Source organism: Aeromonas sp. 604176, assembly GCF_049170755.1.
Lineage (GTDB): Bacteria > Pseudomonadota > Gammaproteobacteria > Enterobacterales > Aeromonadaceae > Aeromonas > Aeromonas veronii_A.
Genome location: NZ_JAAKNE010000018.1, coordinates 25,992 through 50,778 on the forward strand (window position 1 = coordinate 25,992; position 24,787 = coordinate 50,778).

At 60.5% G+C, this 24,787-nt stretch carries 21 protein-coding genes; 13 read left to right on the plus strand and 8 right to left on the minus strand.

All coding sequences use genetic code 11. The features are described 5' to 3' along the window. Positions 1-2: 2 nt before the first annotated feature. From G5358_RS05220 to ygjK, 3 genes are all read left to right on the plus strand, one after another. Positions 3-539 (plus strand): YbhB/YbcL family Raf kinase inhibitor-like protein, encoded by a 537-nt coding sequence (locus tag G5358_RS05220; protein ID WP_421295516.1) that lies wholly within the window; start codon positions 3-5, stop codon positions 537-539. A gap of 11 nt (positions 540-550) precedes the next feature. Beyond that, positions 551-1,351 (plus strand): helix-turn-helix transcriptional regulator, encoded by an 801-nt coding sequence (locus G5358_RS05225; RefSeq protein WP_042054529.1) that lies wholly within the window; start codon positions 551-553, stop codon positions 1,349-1,351. A 195-nt stretch (positions 1,352-1,546) separates the two neighbouring features. Beyond that, the gene (gene ygjK / locus G5358_RS05230) at positions 1,547-4,027 is read left to right on the plus strand and encodes an alpha-glucosidase (RefSeq protein ID WP_421323750.1); all 2,481 of its coding nucleotides are present in this window, start codon (positions 1,547-1,549) and stop codon (positions 4,025-4,027) included. A gap of 188 nt (positions 4,028-4,215) precedes the next feature. Here the strand turns inward: ygjK and ligA are convergent, their stop codons facing one another. From ligA to G5358_RS05245, 3 genes are all read right to left on the minus strand, one after another. Beyond that, the gene (ligA, locus tag G5358_RS05235; protein ID WP_421323751.1) at positions 4,216-6,228 is read right to left on the minus strand and encodes an NAD-dependent DNA ligase LigA; all 2,013 of its coding nucleotides are present in this window, start codon (positions 6,226-6,228) and stop codon (positions 4,216-4,218) included. A gap of 99 nt (positions 6,229-6,327) precedes the next feature. Continuing rightward, positions 6,328-7,497, minus strand: coding sequence for a cell division protein ZipA (zipA, locus tag G5358_RS05240; protein ID WP_216953088.1), 1,170 nt, complete (start codon positions 7,495-7,497; stop codon positions 6,328-6,330). Positions 7,498-7,512: 15 nt separating this feature from the next. Further along, entirely contained in the window at positions 7,513-10,887 is a 3,375-nt protein-coding gene (locus G5358_RS05245; protein WP_421323752.1) for an AAA family ATPase, read from the minus strand. A 213-nt stretch (positions 10,888-11,100) separates the two neighbouring features. On the opposite strand from G5358_RS05245, the gene cysZ reads away from it, so the two are divergent. Continuing rightward, entirely contained in the window at positions 11,101-11,865 is a 765-nt protein-coding gene (gene cysZ, locus G5358_RS05250) for a sulfate transporter CysZ (RefSeq protein ID WP_421323753.1), read from the plus strand. Between the two features lie 146 nt (positions 11,866-12,011). After that, positions 12,012-12,626 carry a trimeric intracellular cation channel family protein gene (locus tag G5358_RS05255; protein ID WP_335841859.1) on the plus strand — a complete coding sequence of 205 codons (615 nt, stop codon included), beginning with the start codon at positions 12,012-12,014 and terminating at the stop codon, positions 12,624-12,626. An 85-nt stretch (positions 12,627-12,711) separates the two neighbouring features. Here the strand turns inward: G5358_RS05255 and G5358_RS05260 are convergent, their stop codons facing one another. The 4 genes from G5358_RS05260 to G5358_RS05275 all read right to left on the minus strand — a co-directional run bounded on the left by G5358_RS05260 (position 12,712) and on the right by G5358_RS05275 (position 16,062). Further along, positions 12,712-12,963 (minus strand): lipoprotein, encoded by a 252-nt coding sequence (locus tag G5358_RS05260; RefSeq protein ID WP_005338457.1) that lies wholly within the window; start codon positions 12,961-12,963, stop codon positions 12,712-12,714. A gap of 47 nt (positions 12,964-13,010) precedes the next feature. Beyond that, positions 13,011-13,556 (minus strand): DUF882 domain-containing protein, encoded by a 546-nt coding sequence (locus G5358_RS05265; RefSeq protein ID WP_421202826.1) that lies wholly within the window; start codon positions 13,554-13,556, stop codon positions 13,011-13,013. A 164-nt stretch (positions 13,557-13,720) separates the two neighbouring features. Beyond that, positions 13,721-15,205 (minus strand): L,D-transpeptidase family protein, encoded by a 1,485-nt coding sequence (locus G5358_RS05270; protein WP_139432734.1) that lies wholly within the window; start codon positions 15,203-15,205, stop codon positions 13,721-13,723. Between the two features lie 92 nt (positions 15,206-15,297). After that, complete coding sequence (locus G5358_RS05275; protein ID WP_421323754.1) at positions 15,298-16,062, minus strand: substrate-binding periplasmic protein; 765 nt, start codon at positions 16,060-16,062, stop codon at positions 15,298-15,300. A 316-nt stretch (positions 16,063-16,378) separates the two neighbouring features. Between G5358_RS05275 and G5358_RS05280 the strand changes: the two genes are divergently transcribed. The 5 genes from G5358_RS05280 to G5358_RS05300 all read left to right on the plus strand — a co-directional run bounded on the left by G5358_RS05280 (position 16,379) and on the right by G5358_RS05300 (position 21,873). Further along, complete coding sequence (locus tag G5358_RS05280; RefSeq protein ID WP_216953084.1) at positions 16,379-16,924, plus strand: hypothetical protein; 546 nt, start codon at positions 16,379-16,381, stop codon at positions 16,922-16,924. Positions 16,925-16,979: 55 nt separating this feature from the next. Next, on the plus strand, positions 16,980-17,999 hold the full coding sequence (locus G5358_RS05285; protein WP_421323755.1) for a glycosyltransferase family 2 protein: 1,020 nt from the start codon (positions 16,980-16,982) through the stop codon (positions 17,997-17,999). Then, on the plus strand, positions 17,996-18,367 hold the full coding sequence (locus G5358_RS05290; protein ID WP_005338463.1) for a GtrA family protein: 372 nt from the start codon (positions 17,996-17,998) through the stop codon (positions 18,365-18,367). The genes G5358_RS05285 and G5358_RS05290 overlap by 4 nt, the downstream gene beginning before the upstream one ends. Continuing rightward, positions 18,367-19,533, plus strand: a complete 1,167-nt coding sequence (locus G5358_RS05295) for a hypothetical protein (protein WP_421323756.1) — start codon at positions 18,367-18,369, stop codon at positions 19,531-19,533. Before G5358_RS05290 ends, G5358_RS05295 begins: the two co-directional genes overlap by 1 nt. A 228-nt stretch (positions 19,534-19,761) precedes the next feature. Further along, the gene (locus tag G5358_RS05300; RefSeq protein WP_421323757.1) at positions 19,762-21,873 is read left to right on the plus strand and encodes an alpha-amylase; all 2,112 of its coding nucleotides are present in this window, start codon (positions 19,762-19,764) and stop codon (positions 21,871-21,873) included. Positions 21,874-21,948: 75 nt separating this feature from the next. Here the strand turns inward: G5358_RS05300 and G5358_RS05305 are convergent, their stop codons facing one another. Continuing rightward, positions 21,949-22,572, minus strand: a complete 624-nt coding sequence (locus tag G5358_RS05305; RefSeq protein WP_421323758.1) for a glutathione S-transferase — start codon at positions 22,570-22,572, stop codon at positions 21,949-21,951. A 170-nt stretch (positions 22,573-22,742) separates the two neighbouring features. On the opposite strand from G5358_RS05305, the gene G5358_RS05310 reads away from it, so the two are divergent. From G5358_RS05310 to G5358_RS05320, 3 genes are all read left to right on the plus strand, one after another. After that, on the plus strand, positions 22,743-23,387 hold the full coding sequence (locus G5358_RS05310) for a response regulator (RefSeq protein WP_005347836.1): 645 nt from the start codon (positions 22,743-22,745) through the stop codon (positions 23,385-23,387). A 113-nt stretch (positions 23,388-23,500) separates the two neighbouring features. Then, a complete protein-coding gene (locus G5358_RS05315; protein WP_421323759.1) occupies positions 23,501-24,097 on the plus strand; it encodes a TetR/AcrR family transcriptional regulator in 597 nt (198 codons plus the stop codon). Positions 24,098-24,179: 82 nt separating this feature from the next. Next, positions 24,180-24,787 (plus strand): alpha/beta hydrolase (locus G5358_RS05320; protein ID WP_421323760.1); only part of this gene is annotated, 608 nt, incomplete at its 3' end.

Genomic DNA, 24,787 nt, shown 5'->3' on the forward strand with positions numbered 1-24,787 from the left:
CGATGAAATTGCTCAAACAGAGTGCCCTGTTGCCACTGCTCTGCCTGACGGCCATGCCAGCTTTTGCCATGACCCTGAAGAGCACGGACATTCACGAAGGCCAGTTGATGGACAAACAGTTCAGCTTCAACGGCTTCGGCTGCAGCGGCGACAACCACTCGCCCCAACTTAGCTGGCAGGATCTGCCGGCAGGCACCAAGAGTGTTGCCATCACCGCCTATGACCCCGATGCCCCTACCGGCAGCGGTTGGTGGCACTGGCTGGTGGTTAACCTGCCTGCCACCCAGAGCGAGCTCGCCAGCAATGTCTCCGGCAAGCTCAAGCAGGGATTGGAGATCCGCACCGACTTTGGCAGCCAGGGTTACGGCGGCCCCTGCCCGCCCGCAGGTCACGGCATGCACCGCTATCAGTTCACCGCCTGGGCCCTGCCCCATGATCTCGAGGTGAAGGCCGATACCCCGCCCGCTATGGTAGGCTACATGCTCAACAGCATGGCGCTCGGCAAGGCCACCCTGACCGCCACCTTCGTCACCCCCTAGGAGCCAACCGGATGAGCACTCCCCTGCTGCAACAGAGCCACTATCTCGGGATCCGCCAGCAGCCCCTGCACCGAGTGCTCATCTATGCCCCGACCCTCATCTGGGTCACCCAGGGGAGCAAGCAACTATGGTGGCGCGAGCGGCGTCTGTCGTTTGACAGGGAGCGGTGGCTGCTGATCCCGGCAGGCCACCAGCTCACCTTCGTCAATCAGCCGGAGCAGGGCAAGTTTCGCTCCCACGCCATCACGCTGCTCACTCCGCCGCCACCAGAATGGCTGGCCGAGTCAGCCCCTTCCCACGCCGATCTGGAGGAACCCGCTGTCAAGGTCACCCCCGGGCTCGCCTTCTGCTTTGAGCTCATCAGCACCATGGCCGAACGGGGACTGAGCGAGGCGACCCAGGCCGAACTGCTGCGCGGCTTCTATGCCGAACTGCGGGCCGCCAACGCCCTCGGGTTACTCTTTCCCGCCAGCACCATGACCCTCGCAGAGCGGCTGGCACGCTACCTGGCGGTGGAACCCGGCATCGACCACACACTGGAGGCGGTGGCCCCCCACTTCTCCATGAGCCGCGCCTCCATGGTGCGCAAGCTGGCCGCCGAAGGTCGCAGCTTTCGCCAGTTGCTGGCTCAGGTGCGCATGAGTCACGCCCTCAACCTGTTGCAACAGGGCCTGACCCCTCTGGAGGTCGCCCTCGCCTGCGGTTATGACTCCCCCAGCCGCTTTGCCGCCCGCTTCAAACAGGAGTTCGGCCTGACGCCCCACCAATACCTGCACACCTGCCCTGCCAGATTGGCGAGCAATGAAAAGTAAAATATTACTTAAAGCCAATTCTATGTAACCTGATGTAACCCGGTGATCCCGCTCACATTGCCGCCTCTTCAGAGTGTGATCTCGCGCCAACGCTCCCTTTCCCCTTGCCATACAATGGCTACCGAACACCTTTTCACTAAAAATAAGCGTAAAAAATCTTCCTTTTAACCTACATAAACGGAATTGGAGCGAGAAATGTTTCGTAAAACTTTACTCTCGGTAGCCCTCGGCACCGCCCTGTTCGGACTGACCGCCTGCAACGATAACCAGACAGAGAGCAGCACCGTCGCCAAACCGGAGCAGGCCATCCAGTACAAGGACGTTATCGACCGTCGGGGAACACCGACCCAATTCCGCGACTTTGACAGCTACTCCAACCTCAAATACAACCCGCTGCTCGATCTGGGGGCATGGCACGGTTTCCTGCTGCCTGCCAGCGACAAGGAGTGGGGGGGCTTTACCGGCCCCATGGTCATCTCCGAGGAGTACAGCCTCTTCTTTGCCAGCGAGCTGGACAAGCTCACCCTGAGCGATGCGAGCGGCCGCCCGTTCCCGCTCACCAGCGCCCGCAAGCAGGAGGTGTACGCCATTCCCGGTGCGCTGGTGCAACGCTTCGAGTTCGAGCCCTTTACGCTGGAGCTGGAGCTGCGTTATGGCGATGCCCGCACCGCCCTTATCCGCACCCGACTCATCAATCAGACCGATGCACCGCTCACCCTCAACCTCAACTGGCAGGGCGAGTTGCTCAATCAATGGGATGCCAAGGATACGATTGCCAGCAAATATCCAGGCTGGACTCGCACCATCAGCGAGAGCGACAAAGGAATCGAATTCCAGTTCGGCAAACTGCGCAGCACCTGGAACATCATGCAAAGCGGCAGCGCCCGCTATCGCATCGACCGCACCCTGCCAAGCCGCACCACCCTCGACCAGAAGACACTGGGCTACCAAAGTGACGCCAGCATTACTCTGGCCGCCAAGGGGAGCGAGGATATCTACACCCTGCAGAGCTATCTCCACTCCGAAGATGACGCCAGCCGCCATCAGCAGAGCCGTCAGGCCCTGCTGGCCAACCCGGCCAGCTATTTTGCCGACTCCATCCGCCGCTGGGAGGGCTACCTTGCCAACGGTCTCTCCAATCAGGGTATCCCCGAGTCGGAGCGTCGCATCGCCGTCAAGGCGATGGAGACCCTCAATGGCAACTGGCGCTCCCCGGCTGGCGCCATCCTCCACGACGGGGTAACCCCCTCCAATACCGCCCGCTGGTTCGACGGCGTCTGGGCTTGGGACAGCTGGAAGCACGCCTATGCCATGGCGCACTTCAACCCTGAGGTGGCCAAGAACAACGTGCGCGCCATGTATGACTATCAGGTGCAGCCGGATGACCCGGTGCGACCGCAAGATGCGGGCATGGTGATCGACGCCGTCTTCTACAACAAGCTGGCGGATCGCGGTGGCGATGGCGGCAACTGGAACGAACGCGACACCAAGCCGCCCCTCTCCGCCTGGGCCATCTGGGAAATCTACAGCGCCACCAAGGACAAGGCCTTTATCACCGAGATGTATCCCAAGCTGCAGGCCTACCACGACTGGTGGTACCGTGCGCGGGACAACAACCACAACGGCATCATCGAATATGGCGCCACCAAGCATGTGGAGCACAACGACGAGTACGGCAATATCACCTTCAAGGTGCAGTACTCCAACGGTATTCCCGCCGGGCTGGATCTCTCCAGCTGTACCAGTGAGGGGGATGGCTGGTATGCCTGCGCCGGTATGCCGCTCTATCAACAGGTGTTGAACGTGGGCGGTTACAGCGACATGGATATCGGTGCCCAGCACGGCGCCGGTTGGGAGTCAGGCATGGACAACGCCGCCCGCTTCGGCTTTATCGAACCGGGCCAGCTGCAACGCTATGCCGACAAGACCTATGGCGGAGATTTGGCCAAGGCACGTCAGGACTGGAACGTCGCCTTCTTTGAAAACCATCAGGACAATGGCGATTTGATCGGTTTCTCCATCGATCAGGAGTCAGTGGAGCTCAACGCCTTCCTGGCCAAGGAGAAACGCATTCTGGCAGACATGGCCGACCTGCTTGACAAGCCGGACGACGCGAGCCGCTACCGCGATGGCGCGACCCAGCTGGCTGGTTACATCAACAGCTGCATGTTCGATGAGGCATCAGGCTTCTATTACGATCGCCAGATTGCTCAGGGGGATGTTGCTGACGGCAACGGCTGCGTCGGCAAATTGCTGACCGCCCGCGGCCGTGGCCCGGAAGGGTGGAGCCCGCTCTGGGCTGAGGTCGCCGACAAGGAGAAAGCGGCGCGGGTGCGCGAGGTGATGCTCAACGCCCAGGAGTTCAACACCAGGATCCCGCTGGGCACCGCCGCGCTGACCAACCCGGCCTACGACCCCAATATCTACTGGCGAGGCCGGGTATGGCTCGATCAGTTCTACTTCGGGGTGAAGGGGCTGGAGAACTACGGCTATCGCAGCGATGCCGAGGCTCTGGTCAACAAGCTGTTCAACAACGCCGAGGGCTTGGCGGGCAGCGGCCCCATCCGCGAAAACTACAATCCGGAGACCGGCGCCATGCAGGGAGCCAGCAACTTCAGCTGGAGCTCGGCCCACCTCTACATGCTCTATCGCAACTTCCTCAAGCCACAGGAATAAGCCTCGAGAGAGGATGGCTTGATGCATCAGGTGGCCTTGTAGAGTGTTGCCATACTGATTGAGCAAACTGAGCGCTCGGGAAATATTGCTCAGGTGCTTGCTGCTCCCCCGCAAAAAATGGTGATAGCGGGGGAATAAAAAACAACCCGGCACGAATGCCGGGTTGTTTTTTTATCAGAGAGACGAACTCAGCTCTGGCCTTGCAACGCCTGTTGCAGCTCCTCTTCGGTCCAGATGGTGATACCGAGCTCCTGTGCCTTGGCCAGCTTGGAACCGGCCGCTTCCCCCGCGACCAGCACATCGGTCTTGGCAGATACAGAGCCCGCCACCTTGGCCCCCAGCGCCTGCAATGCCGCCTTGGCGTCGTTGCGCGACAAGGTGGTCAGGGTGCCGGTCAGCACGAAGGTCTTGCCGGCAAAGGGTTGCTCCGCGGCCTCTTTCTTCTCGATGGCCGGCCAGTGGATGCCGGCAGCCAGCAAGGCTTCCAGCACCTCCACGTTGTGGGGCTGACGCAGGAAGTAGTAGACATGCTTGGCCACCACATCACCCACATCGGCCACTTCGAGCAGTTGCTCCACCGAGGCCGCGCGCAGGGCATCCAGGGTGAGGAAGTGGTTGGCAAGGTTGAGCGCAGTCGCCTCCCCCACTTCACGGATCCCCAGAGCAAACAGGAAGCGCGGCAAGGTGGTACTGCGCGCAGCATCGATTGCGGCTACCAGATTGAGGGCCGATTTTTGCCCCATCCGCTCAAGACCGGCCAGCTGGATGGCGTTGAGGCTAAACAGATCGGCGGGAGTCTTCACCAGTCCCTTGTCTACCAGCTGCTCGACAATCTTGTCGCCAAGGCCGTCCACATCCATGGCGCGACGGGCGGCGAAGTGCTTGATCGCCTCCTTGCACTGAGCCTCGCAGAACAGGCCACCGGAGCAGCGGGCAACCGCTTCCCCTTCCAACCGCTCGACCGCAGAGCCACAGACCGGACACTCGGTCGGGAATAGAATTTCGCGCGCATCAACAGGGCGTTTCGCCTCCACCACGGCGACGATCTGCGGGATCACATCCCCCGCCCGGCGCACGATCACGGTATCGCCAATCATCACGCCGAGGCGCTCAATCTCGTCAGCATTGTGCAAGGTGGCGTTGGAGACGGTCACGCCGCCGACAAACACCGGTTTAAGCTTGGCGACCGGGGTCACGGCGCCGGTGCGGCCGACCTGAAACTCGACGTTCTCAAGCTCTGTCATCTCTTCCTGCGCCGGGAACTTGTGGGCGGTCGCCCAGCGCGGGGCGCGGGCCACAAAGCCCAGCTCCTCTTGCAGGGCGATGGCATCCACCTTGTAGACCACGCCATCGATCTCGTAAGGGAGCTCGCCACGGCGGGCCAGAATGTCGTCGTGGAACGACTGACAACCGGCGGCCCCCTCTTTGAGCTTCACCTCGGGACTGAGCGGCAGCCCCCACTCCTTGAGCTGATTGAGGCGACCAAAGTGAGAGTCACCGAGCAGCTCGCCGCCAACACCGACACCGTAAGCGTAAAAGCTCAGGGGACGGCTGGCGGTGATGCGTGAATCGAGTTGACGCAGGCTGCCGGCGGCGGCGTTGCGCGGGTTGACGAATACCTTCTCGCCCGCTGCCAGCGCCTTGGCGTTCATCGCCTCGAAACCGGCCTTGGGCATAAAGACTTCGCCACGCACCTCCAGCCGCTCTGGCCAGCCAGAGCCCCGCAATGCGAGCGGAATGGCCTTGATGGTACGCACGTTCTCGGTGATCTCCTCACCGGTGGCGCCATCGCCCCGGGTGGCCGCCTGCACCAGCTGACCATTTACATAGAGCAGGCTCACTGCCAGACCATCGAGCTTGGGCTCGCAGCAGAAGGTGAAACGCACGTCACGCTTGAGGCGATCGCTCATCCGTTGTTCGAACGCCTGCAACTCTTCGCTGCTAAAGACGTTATCCAGACTCAGCATGGGGATCTCGTGGCGCACCTGTTTGAAGGCGGTCAGCGGCTGACCGCCGACCCGCACACTCGGCGAAGCCGGGGTTTTCAGCTCGGGGTGGTCAGCCTCCAGAGCGATCAATTCGCGCATCAGACGGTCGTATTCGGCATCCGGCACTGTGGGGTTATCCAGCACATAGTACTGGTGACCATATTCGGTAAGCAGTTCACACAATTGACGGTGGCGGGATAGGGTGTCGCTCATGAAAAAGTCTCGAAGTGTGATTGAACATACGGCCGGGGTAGAAACAAAAATGCGGTACCAGGGTACCGCACTTTTTCTTCACTCGACCCGCATGGCGTATTAGTCGCGACTGGCCTCGTAGGCAGCCAGCTCGTGACGGTAACGGGCAATGGTCTCGTCGCTCAGCGGGCTGCGATCCATATCGGTCAGCATGGCATCGAGATCGCTGGCCAGCTGATCGGCAGCCTGCAGCATGTCCTCGAAGGCAAACGCGGCATTGCTGCGCAGCGGCAGTTGCATGAACAGGGAGACACCCGGCGTGGTGAACTGTTCCATCCGGTACGGATTGAAGGTGCCTGGCTTGACCATGTTGATCATGGAGAAGAGCACTTCACCCTTACCGTTTGGATCTTCGTGACGGTGGAAAATATCCATCTCGCCAAACTTGAAGCCCAGCGCCATCAGGGATGAGAGCAGGGTCGCACCTTGCAAGTCGTGACCCGGACGGCCCATCAGGTTGATGACATAGACATCCTGCCAGATCTTCTCGACCGGCTGGGGCGCCATGCGCGGCTCTTCCACCACAGGAGCAGGTGCCACATAGGCCGGCTCTTCATAAACAGGCTCGGGAGCCACATGACGGGGCTGCGGCTGATATTCCGGCTCGGGAGCACGCACCGGTTCGGCACGAACGGTGTCAGCGGTACGGACTGTCTCTGCACGGGCACCAAAAGTCGGGGCGGTCGCGTAAGCGGGCTCGACCAGCGGCTCGTCATCCAGCGACTGCATCATGGGCTCGCGCTGGGGACGGGAACGGTAGACCGGGGTACGACGATTGACCTGAGCAGGTTTGCGCACCGGCGCGGCGGGCGCCTCGTCGATCTCCTCGGGCAGCGGTTCGTCGAACGCTTCCTCCTCTTCATAGACAGGAGGCGGCGGAACCGGGCGGGCAGCAGGCTTGCGCACTACGGGCGGCGGCAGATCGTCCTCGTCATCTTCATCATCAAAGGCGGGGACGGCAGGGCGACGACCGAATTCCGGCTGGCGGCTCTCTTCACTGCGCAGCTTGGGCTCGGCACGACGGCCACCACTGACCACGCGTACCTGGCCGATGCCATCGCTGTCGAAGGCGTCGTTATCACGATCCCGCGACTTGGAGTCCATCCGTCCAATCGGTTTCTCTTTGATCGGTGCCTGACGATTCTTTTTGTTGCTCCACAACCCGTGAATGAGCAATGCCGCAATAGCAATACCGCCCAGGGCAACCAAGATGTAACGCAATTCCTGCATTAGCTGCTTCTCTTTCTAGTTTTGCTCAGCCAAAGCGACGGCTTCACCGATATCGACCGACACAATGCGAGAAACCCCGGGCTCTTGCATCGTGACGCCAACCAGCTGCTCAGCCATCTCCATGGAGACCTTATTATGACTGATGTAAACGAACTGTACTGTGCTCGACATCTCTTTGACAAGAGAACAGAAGCGACCGACGTTCACTTCATCGAGCGGTGCATCCACCTCATCCAGCAGACAAAAAGGTGCTGGGTTGAGTCTGAAGATGGCAAAAACCAGCGCAAGCGCGGTTAACGCCTTCTCCCCCCCGGAAAGCAGGGCAATGGTAGCATTCTTCTTACCCGGAGGTCTCGCCATGATGCTCACTCCGGCCTCCAAAAGATCATCGGAGGTAAGCTCAAGCCAGGCACTGCCCCCACCGAACACTTTTGGAAACAGGGATTTTAAATCTTCGTTGACCTTATCGAAAGTGTCCCGGAACCGTATTTGTGTCTCTTTATCAATTCTTTTAATGGCTTGGCTCAAGGTTTCCAGCGCTTGCTCGAGATCCTGGCACTGATTTTCGAGGTAGGTTGCCCGGGTTTTCGCCTCTTCGTACTCCTCCAGCGCCGCCAGGTTGATGGCACCGAGCGCCTCCACTTGCCCCTCCAGGGTCTGGATCTCCTGCCGCAGCTTGCCGCGATCAGCGGCGATCAACACTGCCTGATCGAGATCTACCAGTCGAACCCCCAACTCTTCGAACTGCTCGTGCAGCCCCTGTCGACGGGTGAGGTTACGTTCGCGCTCAAGGCGCAGGGTTGCCAGCTTCTCCTGCAACGTCACCAGCTGCTTGTGATCGGCACTTCTGGCCTGCTCCAGCTCACCGAGCTGGCGCTCCAGCTCCGCAAGCCGTTGATGGCAGGCGAGCTGCTGCGCCTCCAGATTACGCTGCTCGGCCAGCAGGGGCGCCAGATCCGGCACTGCCTCGCTATCCGGCCCTTTCAGCCCGGCCAGCTCCAGCCCGAGCCTCGCCAACTCCTCTTCGCCCAGGGTAATGAGTTGGCGCAGATTGCCCAACTCCAGTTGCAAACGCTGGCAGGCCGCTTGTTGCTGCTCGCGGCGCACACGGGCCTCGTCGACCGCCCGCTCGCAGCGGGTCAGCAGCTCCTGAGCGAGCTGCAACCCTTGTGTCAGCGGCTCCCCCTGCTCCTGCAACTCGGCAAGGCGCGCCTCATCGAGTTCCAGTTGTTCACGGGCGCTGGCCAGCCGCTCTGCCTCTTCGGCCTGCTCCTGATCGAGCCGGATCAGCTCTTCGCCGAGCTGACCGAGCCGCTGCAACCGCTCCTGCCGCTGACCCTGTTGCAGGCTCCAGGCTTCGCGCAGTTGTTGCCATTTCTGCTCTTGCTCGCGCAAGGTTCGCTGCGACAACTCCTGCGCACTGGCAAGCTGGGCGCGCCGGGCATCGGCTGAGACAAGTTGCTCGCTCAGCTGTGCCAGCCCCGCGGCAACCCTCTCCTGCTCGGTATGCAACCGCTCACGCTCACCCAGCAGCGCCATGGTGCCAAGCGCCGCGCCCTGTCCCAAATCTGCCCAGTTTGGCCCCAGCCAGTCGCCAGCAGGAGTCAGTACCGACTCACCGGCCGCAAGGCTTGGCTGGCGGGCCAATGCGGCCTCCCGGCTCTCCACCAGCCAGATGGCGTTGAGGAAGGCAGGAATATGCTCACCACCCAGTTGCGCCGCCAGCGTACCGGCAACCGCCGGTTGCGCCGGGCCAATCCAGAGCCCCTCTTGCGCCAGATTGCACTCGTCCGCCGGCGTTGCGGTGAGCCAGCGACCCAGCGCTTTATCGAGTGCCTGTGCCCACTCGGGGGCAACCTGCAACCGGTCGGCTAGGGTCGCCCCCTCCATCTGTTCGCCGAGGATCTGATCCAGGGTCGCCAGCCGCGCTTCCAGCTCCCGCTGCAGGCTCAACTGCTGGCCATGCTGTTGCTTGAGTTGTTCATGGGCGTCGACCGCCTGCGCCAGCTGCTCGGTCAGCTCGTCATTGGCCGCCCGCGTCAGCTCCAGCTCACCACTCAGGGCATCGAGGGCCGGTTGCAGATCGTCGGCCTCTGTGCCGAGGGGGCCAGCGCGTTCATCTTCCAGCTTGAGGCGGGCCAGCCGGGTCTTGGCTTGCAGCTCCTGCAGGCCACCCAACCGGGTACGGGTCTGGTTGAGCTGCCCCTGCAACCCGGCCAACTGTTGCTGCCACTGCAGCTGGCGCAAGCGAGCCTGCTCCAGCTGCTCGCTGGCCTGCTGGCGACCCTCCTGCTGCTCGGTGAGCAACTGCTCACACAGCTCCAGCCGGGCGCTCTCCTGCTCTGCACGCAATACCCCTTCGGTCAGTTGATCCTGCTGGCTGGCAAGCTGCTCCTTGCGGGTAGCAATCCGCTCGCCCAGCGCCTCTGCACGGGCCTGCCAGTCGCGCCCCAGTTCACTCTGGTGCAGTTGCTGTTGCTCGAGACGGGCGATGGCCTGCCCGCCGAGAAATATCTGTTGCTGACGGCTCGCCTGCTCGGCTTGCGCCTCTTGTCTGGCGACCGACAGGGTGACGTGGCGCCCCTCATCGGCGGTACGTTTGGCATCGAGGGCCGCCAGCGCCTGCTCGGTCTGGGCCAGCTCGGTCTTGGCCTCGCCAAGACGCGTCTCCAGCGCCCACAATTCCGAGCCAATCAGCTCGGCACGAGCAGCGCGCGAACGACTCTTGAGCTGTTTGTAGCGCTCGGCCGTTTCGGCCTGGGCTTTGAGGTGGTGAAGGCGCGAACCCAGCTCGCCGCGAATATCGCCGAGGCGCTCCAGGTTCTCCTGTGTGTGGCGAATGCGCTGCTCGGTCTCGCGGCGCCGCTCCTTGTAACGGGAAACCCCGGCGGCCTCTTCCATAAAGAGCTTGAGATCGGCAGGACGTGACTCCACCAGTCGGCTGACGGTGCCCTGCTCGATGATGGCGTAACTGCGGGGGCCAAGACCGGTGCCGAGGAAGAGGTCGGTCACATCCTTGCGGCGGCACTTCTGGCCGTTGATCTGATAGTGGTTGGAGCCATCGCGCAGCACTTCGCGGCGCACCGAGATCTCGGTAAAGCGGCCGAACTCGCCGGGCACCCGGTTGTGGGGATTGTCGAACACCAGCTCGACCGAGGCGCGCCCGTGCGCACTGCGGTTGATGGAGCCGTTGAAGATGACATCGGTCATGTTCTCGCCGCGCAGATGGCGGGCGGAGCTCTCCCCCAGCACCCAGCGCACCGCGTCGATGACGTTGGATTTGCCACAGCCATTGGGGCCCACCACGGCGGTCATGTCTGCCGACAGTTCGATGCGGGTCGGCTCGACGAACGACTTGAAGCCGGCGAGTTTGATCAGTTTCAGACGCATGGCGACCTGTATCAGTGGCTAAATAAAGAGGATGCGGGCAGGTGACTTTACCAAATCCAGACCCGGCTTTGTTTGTAATATGCAGGCATCATCCCCATTCATGCCCGATTTTTGGTCGCCACGGCACGAAATAAGGAATAGTCGGCGACTTTACCAAATCAAAGGCTTGTTTGTAATATGCTGGCAGTTCTCCCATGCATAGATGGAGCTCACATGAGCCAATCACCCCATATGGTCAAAGATTCAATCAGCGGTGCAGACTATTTCCTGCGCGGGTTTTCCCTCATTCGCCAACCGGGCATCCGCACCTTTGTGCTGATCCCCCTGCTGGTCAACTTCGTGCTGTTTGCCGGGGCCTTCTATGCCCTGCTGCTGCAACTGGACGGCCTGTTCGCCTGGCTCCATCAGCAGATCCCCGCCTGGCTCGACTGGCTGGACTACCTGCTGTGGCCCATCGCCCTCATCACCATACTGGTGGTCTTCTCCTTTATCTTCAGCTCGGTTGCCAACTGGGTAGCCGCCCCCTTCAACGGCCTGCTGGCGGAGAAGGTGGAGCAGATCCTCACCGGTCAGCCCGCCAATGACAGCGGCATGCTGGATATCGTCAAGGATGTGCCACGCACCTTCGGCCGCGAATGGACCAAGCTGAAGTATTACCTGCCCAAGGCCATCGGCTGCCTGATCCTGTTTCTGATCCCGGTGGTGGGCCAAACCCTGGCACCTGTGCTCTGGTTCCTGTTCAGCGCCTGGATGATGGCGATCCAGTATGTAGATTATCCGTTCGACAACCACAAGATCGACTTCATCACCATGCGCGATGCCTTGAAGCAGCGCCGCGGCAAGTGCCTCAGCTTTGGCGCTTTGGTGACCCTCTTCTCCGCCATTCCGGTGGTGAACCTCTTGGTGATGCCGGTCGCCATCTGTGGCGCCACCGCCATGTGGGTCGATCACTACCGGCAGGAGCAGTTGGGGCGCTAACCCTTGAACATTGATTAGAAAAAGGCACCCGAAACGGTGCCTTTTTCACATTTAGCATGAATTAAATTAATGCATGCATTCGATAGCTTGTCCCATATGACACGAGTTGGTAGGATTCTGGCCTTTCTCGTTCCCTGGGATATCTCATGTTACATGCACTCTTCTTGGTTGGCCTGGTGGCCGAAGGGATGACCGGCGCGCTGGCCGCGGGTCGGCGACGGATGGATCTGTTTGGTGTGGTGATCATCGCCTCGGCGACGGCCATCGGTGGTGGCACCATTCGCGATGTGCTGCTGGGCCACTATCCGCTGCTCTGGATTGAACATCCGGAATACGTGCTGCTGGTTGCCGCAGCCGCGATGGCGGGTGTGGTCTCCGCCCCCCTGATGCGCTACCTCGGCAAGCTGTTCATGGCCCTTGATGCCCTGGGACTGGTGGTCTTCTCCATCTTCGGTGCGGCCCGGGCGCTGGATATGGGCCACGGCGCCGGTATTGCCTGCATCATGGCGGTGGTGACCGGGGTCTTTGGCGGCGTGCTGCGGGATCTGCTCTGCCAGCGGATTCCACTGGTATTTCGTCGCGAGCTCTATGCAGCCATTTCGCTGATCACCGCAGCCCTCTACTGTCTGGCGCTGGATCAGGGCTTGCCGACCAACTGGGCCGCGTTCGGTTCCATCGGGATCGGCTTTGTACTGCGGCTGCTGGCGGTTCGCTTCAAGTGGGGTCTGCCCACCTTCGACTATCAGTACGCGACCCACTGAGTACGCCAGCTTCTGGCGAGGCGGGTTGGATTGCGAGCAACAAAAAAGCGCCCGAGTGGCGCTTTTTTCATGGACGGTCTGCGACTCAGTTAATCCCTTCCGAGCTGAAGAAGGTCGCCTTGTCGGCGATAAAGCGGATCTTGATGTTCTTCCCTTCCCCGCCCCAGAGGCAGCTCGTAGTGCCCAGCGCATCATCACAGCGCTCCGCCTTGCCCAGAATGGTGCTGGCCTCAGCGTAGCTCATCCCCATCTTCAACTGGTCGTAATTTTCACGGTTGAGCTTGCTGCAACCGGTCAACAACAGGGCGATCAGGCCGCCAATCACTATCTTTTTCATCGCTATCTCCTCTCTGGTGGGAAGAGCTTGGCAGCTTGCCATCCCCTTTACCAGCTGCGCACCGGGCCGGTATCGAGGTGAACGAAGTTATCACGGGGATAGTAACCAACCCCACCCACCTTGAGCTGGAGCGCCGCCTTGCGCAGATGGGCCAGCTGTACGCCGGGGATCCGCACATCCACCGCCTGCCCCAGGGTGTGGTAGCTGTGTTTGGCCACGCCGTGGCTCTTGTGGCGCTTCTGACGATTGGTTGCCGGGGCGCGATAGCCGGAGATCAGCTGAATTTCGCTGCGCCGACCCAGCTTGTGCTGCAACAGAAACAGCTGATCAAACAGCTTCTTGTCGATGTTGAACACTTCGTTGCGCCGGTAATCGCGGAAGATGTGGTTGAGCTCGGCTAACCCGTCGCTCAGATAGTGGCCATTTTCCCAATAGCTGGCGCGCACCCGCTCGCCGGTATTGAGATTGAAGAAACTGAGTTCACGCCCGGTGGTACTGCGGCTGGCCAGTGCAGGGAAGGAGATCAGCGAGCTGCCCAGCAGGCAACCGGCTCCCAGCAACAGGCGACGTCGACTTATCTCTTGTTCCAGCATAAGGGGTTCGTCCATCGCAGATTCAAGCGAAAATAGTTGAATAAGATCACTGATTGAATGTGATACAGGCGCTTGAAACTACCCTCCGGCGGGGGGCCCTGTCAAACCTCAATCGCCCATAGAAAAGCCCGGCACAGGCCGGGCTTTTCACTCTGTGGCAGGGATCACAGCAGGCGGCTCTGGAAGCTGACCCGATCAAATCCGTAGATATCGTTACGCAATTGCTGGCGACCATTTTCGTCGAGCCAGCTGCTCCAGTAGACAGTAAAGACCGGGATCGGCGTGGTGAGCGGCAACCATTTGGTCTGGCTCTCCTTGAGGATATTGGCCACCTTGTCCGGCTGATAGCGGGAGTCCGCCAGCAACAGTTCGGCCAGATCGTCCGCATGCTCCACCCGGATGCAGCCCGAGCTGAAGGCGCGCGCCCCCTGTTCGAACAGCGCCTTGCGCGGAGTGGAGTGCAGATAGATGGCGTCATTGTTGGGCAGGTAGAACTTGTAGCGCCCCAGGGCATTGTGATCCCCCGGCTTTTGCCGCAGGCGATAGGGGAAACCGGCGGCCAGCGCCTGATGCCACCCCTCTTCGGTGAACTGGACCGGATTGCCCTCGCTGTCGATCACCTCGAACTGCTCGCGACTCAGGTAGGCGGGATCCCGACCCAGCTTGGGCAGGATGTCCTTGCTCAGGATGGAGCGCGGCACATGCCAGGAGGGATTGAGCACGATGGAGCGAATTTCGCTGGCCAGAATGGGAGTGGCGCGCTGCTCCTTGCCGACGATGACCCGGCTGGTAAACACCTCGTTGCCGGACTCCACCACGCTCAGACGGTAGTCGGGAATATTGACCAGCACGTACCGGCCACCGGCGAGCTGATCCACCAGATCACGACGCCACAGGTTGCGCAGCAGCAGGCTGGCGCGCACTTGCGGGCCGGTATTGAGCCAGGAGCGGGTCTGACGACCGATAATGCCGTCCGCGGTGAGACCATGACGACGCTGGAACTGCTTGATGGCCTGCTCGGTATCACCATCGTAAATCTGATCACCATGGCTCGGGGCGCTGTCGCCCAGCTCGTTGAGCATGGCGCGGATTTGGCCGAGCTCGGCGGAGCTCTCTCCGGCACGCAGGGTCGGCATATCGAGGGTTGGCCACTTGCTGGCCATCGGCATCGCCAGCAGTTTGTGCACCTTGGCCCGCACCGCCTCGTATTCCGCCACCTGAGGGCGCAGGGATTTCACCTGGGTGAGCAGGTCATCATCGCTGGGCTGGGTCACCACAGGGCGGTTCAAATCGAGCTTGAGGGTCTTCATCTGCTCGCGCGAGACCAGATCCATCCCCCGCCAGGCGTGCTGGAAACGGCTCAACTTGGTAAAAATGTCGTCATAGATGGCACCACGCTTGTCTGCAGGGGTGGCCTGCAGACGCTTCCACAGCGTGAAAAAATCGGGATGCAGCTGGGCAAGCACAGCCTCTTGCAACTGCTGCTCCAGCTCGACACGGGCCTGTTCGGCCTGACTGCCCTGATACCAGTCGTGTCCGGTTTCACTGGCCGCCACCACAACTTGTGCTTCGGTCGCATGTACCGCGCCAGCGGGCAAACATCCCAGCCACACCAGATTGGCAAGGGCCAGCCAATACTTCATCCCCATGGGTACCTCAAAACGGTTTGTTCACTCTGTCGGGCCTGACAAGCTGACCCGATGCTCAGGCCGCTCATGATGCGTGAACGGCCAATACTTTGCTAGCGCCCGGGGGCATAACGCTGCCAGATAATGTCATACGCATCTGTCTCCTTGAACCGCGCCAACGCCTGATTGAATTGTTGCAAGAACTGCGGCGAAAAGCTGCGCTTGCCCAACATAAAGAAGCTCGGCGATTCAGATACCACCATGGGGTGACTGGTGAACAGACCGCTCATCCCCTCCTTGTTAAGGGCGCTGGGGGTAGCCAGCATGTCACCGAGGAAACCGTCGATCCGCCCGCGGGCCAGTTTCTCAAAATTTTGCTGGTCGCTCACCGCACTCACCTGTTTGGCATAGCGAGCGAGCAGCAACATCACTTCCTCACCATAGAAGTACTCTTTGGTAACACCGAGAGAGTAACCACTGGCCAGCCAGCTCGTCAGATCCTGTTCGGGATAGTGGCTGCCCTTGCGGATCCACAGCAAGGTGCGCCCCGGGTTGTAGGAGTCGGAAAACCAGGCATAACGGGCGCGATCATCATTGATATTCGCCTCCATCGCCATGTCTATCTCACCATATTCCATTTCGTGCAGTACCCGCTTCCAGGGCAGCTCCACATAGTGGACCTTGCAGTGCATGGAAGTGAGCACAGCCGTCAGCACCTCGGCGGCATAACCGCGCACCTCTTGCGGTGAGTCGGCTTCGTAATAATGGTAGGGGGGCCAGTTATCGTAACCGACCTGAATGGGCTCGGGACACAGGGCCTTGGCCAATGCCATTGGCGCCCATAATCCAAGCAACAGACAGCAAGAGAGCCACTTCATATGTCATCCTTGACGAATAGGTGAGTCATCATAAATCGCACCCTGCAAAATGGCGATAGAGGCCAGATGACTATCGCATCCGCTAGAAAATGACGCAGCAAAGCGCTTCTATTTACCAATTGCCCTGCCGGAGCACTACTGGCAACCTGCGCCCCGCCAGACCTGTTTAACCGGGAAACAGCAACGTTTGGAACAGGGGTAAAAAGGGGTTAATATGTGACCAAATATTTTTTTGTGATCCACTATGCTTTTTTTGCAATTGGATTAGCATATGCGCGACATCGGCCTACCCATTCTGTCAGGCATAGAGAGTGATATGACGTACAAAAAGTTCGGTTTTTTGACTGCCATTCTGGCGTTAAGCGGTTTTTATCTTTACACCCTCTATCTGGCTGCTCACCCCAACGTGAGCCTGGCCTACAAACTCTATTATCTGGAAGGCAAAACCCGCTTCTGGGAACACAACTCCAGCATGACCTATCAGCCGGGTAACGAGCTCAATCTGACCAAGCCGAGCCGCTTCCTCTCCAGCGAAGGCTGGGCCAAGAAGCCGAGCGACGAAGGTACCCTGCTCAGCGGTCAGGGCGGTCTCTACTTTGTGCTGCCCAAGCAGGCGGCCAATCCGGATCAGCTTACCGTACAGGCCCGCATCAACAGCCCGGAAGCTGGTGCCCTGTTGAAAGTGGCGCTGGGTCACGACTTCACCACCACGGTGAAACTGGCCAAAGCGGGCATCAACGAAATCCGCCTCAGTCTGCCCGGTGACTCGCTCACGGCAGATCCCAAGCACCCCAATTTTCTGGCGCTCTCGGCACCTACTCCCATCAATGTGCAGTCGGTACGTTTGACCGTAGCCCAGTGATCCTTGCCCCGAATACCATTTTATAAAAACAACTATCCCAAATAAGGACGTTCTTATGTCGCATCCAGATTTTCGACTCTCTCTGGTCGTTCCCGTTTACAACGAGGAAGAGAGCATCGATGCCTTCATCAACGCGATAGACAACGAACTGGCCCTGCTGAAAGACCAGCTTGAAATTGTATTCGTCAACGATGGCAGCCGTGACCGCACCCGTGAAGTGGTCGAGCAGGCCATCGCCCGCGATCCGCGCGTGACCCTGGTCAACCTGGCACGCAACTTCGGTAAAGAAGCGGCCCTGACCGCAGGTCTGCATCAGGCCAAAGGGGATGCCATCGTGCCGATGGACGTGGATCTACAAGATCCTCCTGCCCTGATCCTGGAGTTCGTCAAACTGTGGCAGACCGGTGACTATGACACCGTCTACGGCATCCGCGTCGATCGCAGCGCCGATACCCCGATGAAGCGCCTGACTGCCGGTGGCTTCTACCGCTTCTTCAACGCCCTCTCCACCAGCACCAAGCTGCCGGAGAACGCCGGTGACTTCCGCCTGATCGACCGTCGCGTGGTCGAGGCGATCAAGCTGCTGCCGGAGCGCAACCGCTTTATGAAGGGGCTGTTTGCCTGGGCCGGTTTCCGTGCCGTTGGCGTCCCCTACGAGCGCCCGGCTCGTCACGCCGGTGAAACCAAGTTCAACTACTGGAAACTGTGGAACTTCGCCCTCGACGGTCTGCTCAGCTTCTCCAGCTGGCCGCTGCGGGTCTGGAGCTATGTGGGTGTCAGCGTCTCGCTGGTGGCCTTCCTCTATATCCTGAAAATCATCACCCAGGTGATCTTCTTCGGCATCGACGTGCCCGGTTACGCCTCCCTGATGTCCGTGGTGCTGTTCCTCGGCGGTATCCAGCTGTTGTCACTCGGCATCATCGGCGAGTACATCGGCCGCATGTTCGTGGAAGTGAAACAGCGCCCGGTCTACCTCATTGAAGGGGTCTATGGCCAGTATGCCAAGCAGGATGCGGCCAAACCGCAGAGCGCTGACAGCAACTCGCAAGAGCAGCAGGAGCAGGCGCCTCAATGATCTCCCGCGAGGAATTCTGGCGGCTGGTACGTTTCGGTTTTGTCGGCGGGGGGGCTACTCTCGTCGACCTTGGCACCTCCATCGCACTGTTTCATACCTGGCCCACCATCTCGGAGCACCTAGTTACCACGCTGGCTTTTGCCATCGCATTCTGGTTCTCCTTCTTTGGTCACCGCTACATTACCTTCCAGAAGCAGGGAGCCGCCAGCAAGTTTCTGCTGGTCGCCCTCTTCTCGCTGGCGGTGCGTAACCTGATCCTGAGCGGCCTGCTGTTTGCGGGGCTCTCCGGTCTACTGCCGGTGGTCATCGCCACCCTGACCGTTACCGTCCTCACTTACGTTCTCTCTCGCGTCTGGGTTTTTGCCTGATGAATGATATGACCAATACTGCCCCGCTAACCGGGGCTGCACTCCCGTATCGCCCGTCACTGCGCATCAGCGGTCGTGACTGGCTGATGATCATCGCCGCCTTCATGCTGAGCCGGGTGGCGCTGTATGGCATGGGCTACTTCGGTGTCCAGCTCTATGGCTCCCCCGACATCGGCCCGCTGCAGGCCTATTGTCAGTTCGACTGCGTCTGGTTCCAGCGCATCATCGAAAACGGCTACGACCTCTACCCCCGCTGGCTGAGCAAGGGCAATGCGGCCAACTGGGCCTTTATGCCGCTCTACCCGATGGTCTCCGGTGCCATCTCCAACCTGTTCAATGTCGAGAGCCTGATCGGCCTCATCATTGTTACAAATCTCTCCTTCTTCGCCAGCTTGCCGCTGATGCTGCTGGTGTTGCGTCAGCTCAAGCTGGGGGACGATACCGCCCGCTTCGGCGTCTGGCTGCTCGCCTTCTCCCCCTTCTCCGCCTACTTCGTCTCCGGTTATACCGAGTCGACCTTTATGGCGCTGATGCTGGGGATGTTCCTGTTCGCCTATCGGGAGCAGTGGCTGATGGTGGCCGTGCTGGGGGTCTGTATCTCCGCCACCCGCAACCTGGGGGTAATGATGGTCTTCCCGGTGCTGATCCTGGCGCTGCAGGCTTACGGCTGGCGGGAATTTTTCCGCTTCACCGAGTGCGCCTTCAAGGTGGTCTTCACCCTCTGGATGATCCCCTTTGGCCTGTTTGCCTATATGGTCTATCTCTATCACCTGACCGGCGATGCCTTCGCCTTCAAGCACATTCAGGTGGCCTGGGGTCGCTACATGGACAGCCCGCTGGACTGGTGGCTGAGTGGTTTCGAGCTGGGCGGCCGCAAGGCTTACCTCTCCATCATGGTGATCTTCGGCTGGTGCCTGAACGGCTACCTGTTCAGCCAGAAACGCTGGGCTGAAGCGACTCTGATGTTCATCTGCTGCACCATCCCGCTGATGACCGGCCTCAACGCCATGCCACGCTACATGTTCGGGCTCTACCCTACCCTGCTGGCCATCATTCTGCTGACCCATCGCTGGCCCGCCATCCGCCCTGCTGTGCTATGCATCAGCGGCATGGTGGCCTCCTTCATCGCGGTGGCCTTCGTCAACTTCAAGTTCTTCACCGTCTGATGTGACGACAAAGCCTGATACACCAAATGCCGGTCACCTGACCGGCATTTTTTATGGGCGCTATTTTCATCGACAGAGCGTCCCATCTCCTCTCCGTCACACTTTCCTCGGCTTGAAAACGTAACCATTTGAACTGATGTCACAAATCGGCATTTTGCCGATCCAAGGCGCGCTTTGCTGCTCCTAGAATGGGCCCTTGTCCGAACTGCCCTGCTCAAGGAATGGCTTATGCGTCGTGCTCATCACTTATCCCCTCTCTGGCTCGCCCTGCTGGCCGCCCCTCTGTTCACCCAACAGGCGATGGCTGCCCCCGAGGTTCACCTCTATGTGGATGGTCAGCCGCTCACGACCCCGATCGCGCTGGACAAGGGCACGGTGGAGCTGACCCATCCCCTTGCCAAAGGGAGCCACCAGATCCGCATCAGCGACCCGGGCAACAGTTGCGGCACCAGCTTTGGCCCGAGCGAGAGCAAGCCACTCCCCTTCGGCACCGCCCAACCCATGGACAAATGCAGCAAGGATCAGAGCTTTACCCTGCGGGTGATGCTGGCCGGGGAGTATCAGTTCACCTTCAACCCGGATACCCCCAGCCTCAAGGTGCTGCGGGCGACCAAGAAGAGCGAGTTCAAACGCCAGCCACCACAAGAGCCCTGCATCAGCTGGGATGGCGGCCCGGTCACGGTGTCGCTGAAAGGGGTTTGGCCCGACGGCACCCGACTGCGGGATGCCTACTCGAAACAGGAGGCAGTAGTCAAACAGGGCAAGCTGACCCTGACCCCGAGCAAAGAGAGCGGAGGCCTGCTGCTGCTCGAGCCGGTCAAGGCAGCCAAGCCAGCACCATTCAGCTGGGATCAGGCGAGCGTCTATTTTATGCTGACCGATCGCTTCCACAATGGTGACCCCGCCAACGACCACAGCTTCGGCCGCCAGAAGGATGGACAGGATGAGGTGGCCACCTGGCACGGCGGCGACTTCAAGGGGCTGACCGAGAAGCTCGACTACATCAAGAGCCTCGGCATGAACGCCATCTGGATCACCCCCATGGTGGAGCAGGTGCACGGCTTTATCGGCGGTGGCGAGCAGGGCAACTTCCCTTTCTACGCCTACCACGGATATTGGGCGCTCGACTTCACCAAGATTGACCCCAACTACGGCGATGAAGAGAGCCTGAAAACCCTGGTGGACGAGGCCCACAAGCGCGGCATGCGGATCATCCTCGACGTGGTGATGAACCATGCCGGTTACGCCACCCTCGCCGACTTGCAGGATTTGGGGCTCACCGAACTGGCCCAGAATACAGCCAAGCTGCCGACCGTCTGGAACCAGTGGCGCCCGAGCGGTGGCCTCAACTGGCATGGCTACAACCAGTTCATCGACTATCAATCACCCGCGTGGAACAAGTGGTGGAGTGGTGACTGGGTGCGCGCCGGTCTGCCCGGCTACCCGCAGCCCGGCACCGACGATGTCACCGGCTCGGTGGCGGGGCTGCCGGACTTTCTCACCGAATCGACCAAACCGGTAGGGCTGCCGCCGTTGCTGGCCGCGAAAAAAGATACCCTCGCCAAGGCGCTGCCCGACGCGACCGTGAGCGACTACCTGATCGCCTGGCACACCGACTGGGTACGCCGCTTTGGCATCGACGGCTTCCGCGCCGACACTGTCAAGCATCTGGAGCCCGAGGTGTGGGCCAAGCTCAAGCAGGCGGGCACCGCTGCACTCAAGGAGTGGAAGACCAACAACCCGAGCAAGGCCCTCGACGATCTGCCCTTCTACATGGTGGGCGAGGTGTGGGATCACGGGGTGGCCAAGGATTTCTGGTATCAGAACGGTTTCGATTCCCTGATCAACTTCGACTATCAGCGCGAGTTCGCCCTGCCCCAGGCCCAGTGCATGGCCAGCGCCGAGCCCACCTATGCCAGCTACGCCAGCCGCATCAATCAGGATCCCGAGTTCAACGTGTTGAGCTACATCAGCTCCCACGACACCAAGCTGTTCTTTGGCGACTATCAGGATGTGCCGCTACAGCGCCGGGTCGCCAACAGCTTTATGCTGCTGCCAGGCGGCATCCAGCTCTACTACGGCGACGAGTCCGGCCGAGGGCTGGCCAAGGATGGCGGTGTGTTCGATCAGGCGCTGCGCTCGGACATGAACTGGCAGGAGCTGGCCAGCGGAGACAAGGCTGAGCTGGTCAAGCACTGGCAGCAACTGGGCCAATTCCGCGCCGCCCATCCGGCCATTGCGGCAGGCAGCCACCAGAAACTCTCGGATGCTCCCTACGCCTTCGTGCGGGAGAAGGGGGATGACAAGGTAGTGGTGGTCTTTGCCGGTCGGCAGAAGTAACCCTTGAGCCACATTGACCAGCAACAGAGAGGGGAGCCAGTGGCTCCCCTCTCTCGTTTATCTATCTGCCACGGTTCACTGTGGCTGGCGCGCCGCCGGCCACTGCAACCGCGCCTTGAGTAGGGTCTCCTGCCACAGAGGCCAAGAGAGCAGCGCCTGCTGATAGACTCGCGCCAGACCGGGCAACAGGATGCCGTAGCTGGCCAGCCGATAGGCCATCACCGCATAGAAGGCATCGACAATGCCCGCCTCGCCAAAGTAGAAGGGGCCCCGCGTCTGCGACCAGATCTCCTGCAAACGGGCCAGCTCACCGACCGCCTCCACCGGGGGATCGATACGGGTTGGCGCCCCAAGAAAGAAGGGGAGTAGAGAACGGATCTGCCGAAATCCTGCATGCAACTCGGCGCAGAGGCTGCGAGCCAGTGCCCGCTCGGCCAGCGAAACAGGATAGAGCTGGCGGTCGGGACAGAGCTCGTGAACATATTCGGCAATGGCCAGCGAGTCGTGAACCCGCACGCCATCGTGTTCGAGCCAGGGCACCAGACCGGCCGGTGCCAACCGCTTGAGCCGCGCCAGCGACTTGGCATCCTCCAGATCGAACACCTGCTCCTGCCACGTCAGCCCGCTCATGGCGAGCACCAGTGCCGCCCGCATCGCCCAGGTGGAGCCGGTGCCCACCGCCAATACCAAGGATCCCATCTGTTGCCTCCTGCATGAGTTGCCTGCGACCGGCCGATCTGCCCTGATGGCAAAACATCCGATGGTCGCTTCACATTTGCGCACCGGCGGGTTTGACCCTCTTGGTGAGCGATGCTAGTTTGATTTTTCAAAACAATCAGTTAGCAACAATGTGAGCCATTAACCGAAATATGGACAGCCAATTTACCATCGTCATCGCAGATGACCACCCCCTGTTTCGGGGCGCCCTATACCAAGCGGTGCACATGGCCATCAACGACGCCCAATTGCTGGAAGCGGACTCCATCGACAGCCTGACCAGCCTGCTCGGCGAGCACCCCGAGGTCGACCTGTTGCTGCTCGACCTCAAGATGCCGGGAGCCAATGGCTTCGAGGGGCTGGCCCACCTGCGCGGCCAATATCCCGACCTGCCCATAGTGGTGGTCTCCGCCTCGGAAGATGCGGCCATCATCCAGCAGGTGTTGCGGCTCGGGGCGCTCGGCTTCATTCCCAAATCGGTGCCGATGAAGGAGCTGGTCAATGCCCTCAATACGGTGATCGGGGGGGATAACTGGGTGCCGGAAGGCATCTCGCTCCATCCCGAATCGGAAGATGGCCCCGATTTCGCCAGCAAGCTGGCCAGCCTCACCCCCCAGCAATACAAAGTGCTGATCATGCTGCGCGATGGCAGCCTGAACAAACAGATCGCCTGGGAGCTCAACGTCTCTGAAGCCACCATCAAGGCCCATATCACCGCCATCTTCAGAAAACTGGGCGTCAAAAACCGCACTCAGGCGGTTATCGCCCTGCAACAGCTCGATATCAAGGAGAACTGACCCCCGCGCATAGCGACACGTGCGAGACGACATAGCCAGCCATGCTGGCTATTTGTTGCTCGACAATTAGCACGATCGTACTTTATGCTGCCAGCGCCAACGAGGAGAGAGTGATGAGCAAAGGTCGCCTGACCCGGGACAACATTTTGCAGACAGCCTTTGAGCAGGCGAGCCAGCAAGGGCTGGAGAGCCTGACCATCGGCTCGCTGGCCAGCGCCTGCGAGATGTCGAAAAGCGGCCTGTTTGCCCACTTTCAATCCCGAGACAATCTGCAGATCGCCGTGCTGGAGTACGCCGCCGAAGTGTTTCGGCTGCGGGTGATCCAGCCGGTACGCCAGCAGGAGCACCAGAGCCAGCACGACAAGCTGATCGCCCTGCTGCGCGCCTGGCAGGCGTGGAACCACTGCTTCGCCGGACGCTGCATGTTCCTCGATGCCTGGACCTCGGTGCAGGATGACCATGAGCAAAAGAGCCAGGTGCAGCAAGCCGCCCGTCAACTGGTGCGCTTCTGGCTCGACTATCTGGCCCGTCAGGTGGTGCAGGGTCAGGCCGCAGGCGAGTGGCGACAGGAGATGGATCCCTGGCGCGCCGTTTACCGCCTCTATGGCCTCTATCTGGCGGATCAGGTGTTCAACGATCTCGAACTGTGTCAGGATCCGGCCCGCCACTTCTGGCCCGAGGTGGACGCTCTGCTGAGCAGCTGGCGCTGATGTTTTGGCATCCGTTCAACACGAATTTTTAAAAACCGACAAAAAAGCACGACCGTTCGCACATAAAAACCACAGGATGACCATGAGCAGCAAAATCTACTTCAACACCCGCCGCTTCAGCCCGAGCAAATGGCTGCTGGGGATCGGTACCCGGTTGCACCACAGACTCGCCCCCACCCATGCCAAGCGTACCGCCAGCAAGTTGCTGCTCACCCCCCAGCGCAACCAGCGGAATGCCCACGAGCCAGCGGGCCTGGTGAAGCAGGCCGTCCATACCAGCGAAGGGGTATTGATGAGCTATCGGCTCGGTCAGGGGCCGCTGTGGCTGCTGATGCACGGCTGGTCCGGCAGCGCCAGCCAGTTCTATCCGCTGATGAGCCATATCGCCGCGCAGGGTTTCACCGCCATTGCCTACGATCATCCGGCCCACGGCCAGAGCGCAGGCAACACTGGCCACCTGCCCCGTTTCGTGCGCGCCTTCGACGAGCTGGCAACCAAGCTGGCCAGCGAAGCAGGCCCACTGCACGGGGTCATCGCCCACAGCATGGGAGGCGCCGTCACCCTCTCCAGCCGTCAGGCGGGTATCGATACCCTGCCGCTGCTGTTGATTTCGCCGGTGCTCGACTATGTGCCCCAGCTCTACGGTATGGTGGCACGCTCCGGCTACTCCATCCGGCTGTTCGATGCGGT

What these genes read in the sequence shown, in the direction of transcription:
- G5358_RS05220 (WP_421295516.1), top strand. Translation starts at nt 3, where the DNA reads ATGAAATTGCTCAAACAGAGTGCCCTGTTGCCACTGCTCTGCCTGACG.
- G5358_RS05225 (WP_042054529.1), top strand. Translation starts at nt 551, where the DNA reads ATGAGCACTCCCCTGCTGCAACAGAGCCACTATCTCGGGATCCGCCAG.
- ygjK (WP_421323750.1), top strand. Translation starts at nt 1,547, where the DNA reads ATGTTTCGTAAAACTTTACTCTCGGTAGCCCTCGGCACCGCCCTGTTC.
- ligA (WP_421323751.1), bottom strand. Translation starts at nt 6,228, where the DNA reads ATGAGCGACACCCTATCCCGCCACCGTCAATTGTGTGAACTGCTTACC.
- zipA (WP_216953088.1), bottom strand. Translation starts at nt 7,497, where the DNA reads ATGCAGGAATTGCGTTACATCTTGGTTGCCCTGGGCGGTATTGCTATT.
- G5358_RS05245 (WP_421323752.1), bottom strand. Translation starts at nt 10,887, where the DNA reads ATGCGTCTGAAACTGATCAAACTCGCCGGCTTCAAGTCGTTCGTCGAG.
- cysZ (WP_421323753.1), top strand. Translation starts at nt 11,101, where the DNA reads ATGAGCCAATCACCCCATATGGTCAAAGATTCAATCAGCGGTGCAGAC.
- G5358_RS05255 (WP_335841859.1), top strand. Translation starts at nt 12,012, where the DNA reads ATGTTACATGCACTCTTCTTGGTTGGCCTGGTGGCCGAAGGGATGACC.
- G5358_RS05260 (WP_005338457.1), bottom strand. Translation starts at nt 12,963, where the DNA reads ATGAAAAAGATAGTGATTGGCGGCCTGATCGCCCTGTTGTTGACCGGT.
- G5358_RS05265 (WP_421202826.1), bottom strand. Translation starts at nt 13,556, where the DNA reads ATGCTGGAACAAGAGATAAGTCGACGTCGCCTGTTGCTGGGAGCCGGT.
- G5358_RS05270 (WP_139432734.1), bottom strand. Translation starts at nt 15,205, where the DNA reads ATGGGGATGAAGTATTGGCTGGCCCTTGCCAATCTGGTGTGGCTGGGA.
- G5358_RS05275 (WP_421323754.1), bottom strand. Translation starts at nt 16,062, where the DNA reads ATGAAGTGGCTCTCTTGCTGTCTGTTGCTTGGATTATGGGCGCCAATG.
- G5358_RS05280 (WP_216953084.1), top strand. Translation starts at nt 16,379, where the DNA reads ATGACGTACAAAAAGTTCGGTTTTTTGACTGCCATTCTGGCGTTAAGC.
- G5358_RS05285 (WP_421323755.1), top strand. Translation starts at nt 16,980, where the DNA reads ATGTCGCATCCAGATTTTCGACTCTCTCTGGTCGTTCCCGTTTACAAC.
- G5358_RS05290 (WP_005338463.1), top strand. Translation starts at nt 17,996, where the DNA reads ATGATCTCCCGCGAGGAATTCTGGCGGCTGGTACGTTTCGGTTTTGTC.
- G5358_RS05295 (WP_421323756.1), top strand. Translation starts at nt 18,367, where the DNA reads ATGAATGATATGACCAATACTGCCCCGCTAACCGGGGCTGCACTCCCG.
- G5358_RS05300 (WP_421323757.1), top strand. Translation starts at nt 19,762, where the DNA reads ATGCGTCGTGCTCATCACTTATCCCCTCTCTGGCTCGCCCTGCTGGCC.
- G5358_RS05305 (WP_421323758.1), bottom strand. Translation starts at nt 22,572, where the DNA reads ATGGGATCCTTGGTATTGGCGGTGGGCACCGGCTCCACCTGGGCGATG.
- G5358_RS05310 (WP_005347836.1), top strand. Translation starts at nt 22,743, where the DNA reads ATGGACAGCCAATTTACCATCGTCATCGCAGATGACCACCCCCTGTTT.
- G5358_RS05315 (WP_421323759.1), top strand. Translation starts at nt 23,501, where the DNA reads ATGAGCAAAGGTCGCCTGACCCGGGACAACATTTTGCAGACAGCCTTT.